General features: G+C 71.4%; 3 protein-coding genes. All 3 read left to right on the plus strand.

Going from position 1 to position 3,271, the window contains the following annotated elements; genetic code table 11:
- Window positions 1–132 precede the first annotated feature (132 nt).
- Complete coding sequence (locus GH736_RS19665) at window positions 133–642, plus strand: hypothetical protein (RefSeq protein WP_159606349.1); 510 nt, start codon at window positions 133–135, stop codon at window positions 640–642.
- Window positions 643–696: 54 nt separating this feature from the next.
- On the plus strand, window positions 697–2,334 hold the full coding sequence (locus tag GH736_RS19670; RefSeq protein ID WP_159606351.1) for a CHAT domain-containing protein: 1,638 nt from the start codon (window positions 697–699) through the stop codon (window positions 2,332–2,334).
- 76 nt (window positions 2,335–2,410) lie between these two features.
- A partial coding sequence (locus GH736_RS19675) for an NYN domain-containing protein (RefSeq protein WP_159606353.1) occupies window positions 2,411–3,271 on the plus strand: 861 nt, incomplete at its 3' end.

A 3,271-nucleotide genomic window follows, 5' to 3' on the forward strand; every position in this document is an offset into this window, starting at 1 on the left:
CCGACCTCGCCACCGCCGCCGGGGCGCACGCCCGGGACGCCGACGACTCCCCCGACGTCCCCGCCTGCTCCGACTCCTCCCGAGCGGCGGCGGGGCAGCGCGAAGCCGTGGCTGATCGTCGGAGCGATCGCGGTGGTCGCCATCGGCGCTGCCATCGGCGGCTACGCCCTCCTCCGCCCCGACGACGGCGGTACGACGGATGTCGCCGACGACCAGTCCGTCGTCGACGACCAGTCCGTCGTCGACGACGGATTCGTCGACGACGAGGTGATCGAGCCGCTCACCGTCGACCTCAACGTGCCGATGTACGCAGACTGGACCGACACCGGCCTCTGGTGCGAACCCGGTGAGGTGTTCGAGATCACGGTGACGGGCACTGCGTGGCACGACGCGAGCGCCGAATCGCTCGTCGGCCCCGACGGCCTGACAGCCGGAGAGCACCCCGAGGCGCGCGTGTATGCCGATGCGAACACCGCGTCGGTCATCGGCGGCTTCGACAGCATCCCCGAGATGTTCCCCGTCGGCTCCGGCACGACCTACACCTGCCACGCCGGCGGCCAGCTGTACCTCGGCATCAACGACACCAACCTCGACGGCAACAGCGGCGAGTTCCAGGCGACCGTCACTCTCTGGGAGGGCTGACCGGGGTGGTCGCCCCCGGAAGCACCCACGACCCCGCACCGTGAGGTGAGTTCCATGGACACGTCGATCGAACTGGAGATCGGGCCGGGACCGGAGCCCGGCGCCTACGTCGTTCGCGTCCTCCGTTCCGTCGGCGGCGGCGAGCCGGTCGAGACGATCACGCTCGACGTCGACGAGCTCGTCGCGCAGCGGCCGCACGTCGAGGCGAGCATCCTGTCGTCGTCGGTCTCGGCCCGGCGGATCATGTCGGACACCGAGGCCGCGGTGCAGGAGGTGGGCGTGCGGCTGTTCGACGCGACATTCGCCGGGGACATCCGCACCGCCTACCGCACGAGCGCAGCCGTCGCCGCCGAACGCGGGAAGGGCGTGCAGATCGCGCTCCGGCTCGACGCGCCAGGCCTCGCGGCGCTTCCATGGGAGGCCATGTTCGACCCCGAGACGCAGGCGTACCTCTGCCTGAAGGAGCCGCTCGTGCGGCACGTGCCGGCGCCGTTCTCGCCGCCGGCGCTCACGATCACGCCGCCGCTGAAGGTGCTGGGCATGATCTCGTCGCCGGCGGGGCTGCCGGCGCTCGATGTCGAGGCGGAGCGCGGCCGCCTCGAGGAGGCGCTCCGACCGCACCTGGACGCAGGGCGGGTCGAGCTGCACTGGCTCGACGACGTCAGCTGGATGGGCGTGCACGACAAGCTCCTCGAGGAGGAGTGGCACGTGCTGCACTTCATCGGCCACGGCGGGTACGACACCGAGACCGACGAGGGCGTCCTCGCGTTCGTCGGCCGCACGGGCCGCGTCGACTACGTGCCGGCTTCGAGGCTCGCCGACCTCCTCGACGAGGCGGAGCCCACGCCGCGCCTCGTGGTGCTGAACTCGTGCCAGTCCGGGGCATCCGGAACCGTCGACCTCTTCTCCGGCACCGCGGCGGCGCTCGCGCACAGCGGCATCCACGCGGTCGCCGCGATGCAGTACTCGATCAGCGATGATGCCGCGATCGCGTTCGCGCGTGGCTTCTACAAGGCGCTCGCGCACGGGCGCGGCATCGACGAGGCGGTGCGCAGCGGACGCATCGGCATCCTCGGCCTGAGTCGCGGCACGCTGGAATGGATCACGCCCGTGCTGTACCTGCGCGGTGAGGACACCCGACTCTTCGACATCGCGTCGATGCCGGAGGAGCGTGTCAAGGCCGTCCCGCCACCCCGCCGCAAGGCCTGGCTCGTCGCGGGGGCGATCGGGATCGTCGCGATCGGCGGCGGCGTGACCGCCGCACTGCTGCTGCGCCCCGATACCGGCGGGCCCGGGAGCGGCAACGGGCAGGGCAACGGCGGACAGCCCGTGATGACGGAAGTCACGGTCGAGGTCGACCAGCCCTGGACGGACACGGGCATCTCGTGCGCGGCCGGCGACACGTTCAACATCCGGGCGAGCGGGCGGGCCTGGTTCGAGACGGAGAACACGAACTCGGGACCCGACGGGATGCTCTCGGGCGAGCACTCCGACTCGGCGGTCAGCCTCTCGGTGCACCCATTGGCGCTCATCGGCAGCCTCGACACGGTGGACGAACTCTTCTCCGTGGGGTTGGCGACGACCTACAAGTGCCCAGTCGGCGGTCGGCTCTGGCTCGGCGTGAACGACAACACGCCCGAGGGCAACACGGGCGACTTCACGGCGGCCGTCACGCACCGACCGTCGGGCTGACGCAGGCCGCGCGCGAGACCCCCGTCGGCGCACGGGGCTAGCATCGGGAGCACGCACTCATCGACGGAAGGTCGACATGCCCACCTCCGCAGAGCCCCGCGTGGCCCTCTACTTCGACTTCGACAACATCGTCATCTCGCGCTACGACCAGGTGCACGGCGAGGGCGCCTACCGCAAGGACACCTCGCGCGGCCGGGCGGCCAGCGCCGGGACGCAGACCGCCGAGCGCCTCGTCACCGCGACGGTCGACATCGACGCGGTGCTCGACTTCGCCGCGACGTTCGGCACGATCGCGATCGCCCGCGCCTACGCCGACTGGTCGACCCCCGTGAACGCGAGCTACCGCGGTCAGCTCATCGACCGCGCCGTCGACCTGGTGCAGCTGTTCCCGCTCTCGGCGACGAAGAACGGTGCCGACATCCGCCTCGCCGTCGACGCGGTCGAGGACATGTTCCGCATCGACGACCTCTCGCACATCGTCATCGTCGCAGGTGACTCCGACTACGTGGCGCTCGCGCAGAAGGCCAAGCGGCTCGGCCGCTACGTGGTCGGCATCGGCGTGGCGGGCGGCACGAGCCGGGCGCTCACCGCGTCGTGCGACGAGTACGCCGACTACGACGCCCTGCTGTCGACGGATGCCGCGGTCGAGGAGGACGAGGCCGTCGCCGTCGCGGCACCGGGCGAGGGTGTCGTAGCCGCGGTCGCCGACCATGACGGGGTTCGAGAGGTCGACGCCCTGCGACTCGAGGCGGCGGAGCGCCTCGCGCACGACCTCGCGCGGGAGCAGTCAAGTGACGCACGCACCCTGGCCCACCTGCGTGGTCGCCACGGGATCCATGGGCTCAGGCTAGTGGGCTGCGGGTGGCGCTGTCCTTCGGCCCTCCGACGGTCCTACGCCGACGACGGCACCGTGTCGGAGGATTCCACGTCGGTCAGC

Source organism: Agromyces humi (assembly GCF_009720255.1).
GTDB lineage: Bacteria > Actinomycetota > Actinomycetes > Actinomycetales > Microbacteriaceae > Agromyces > Agromyces humi.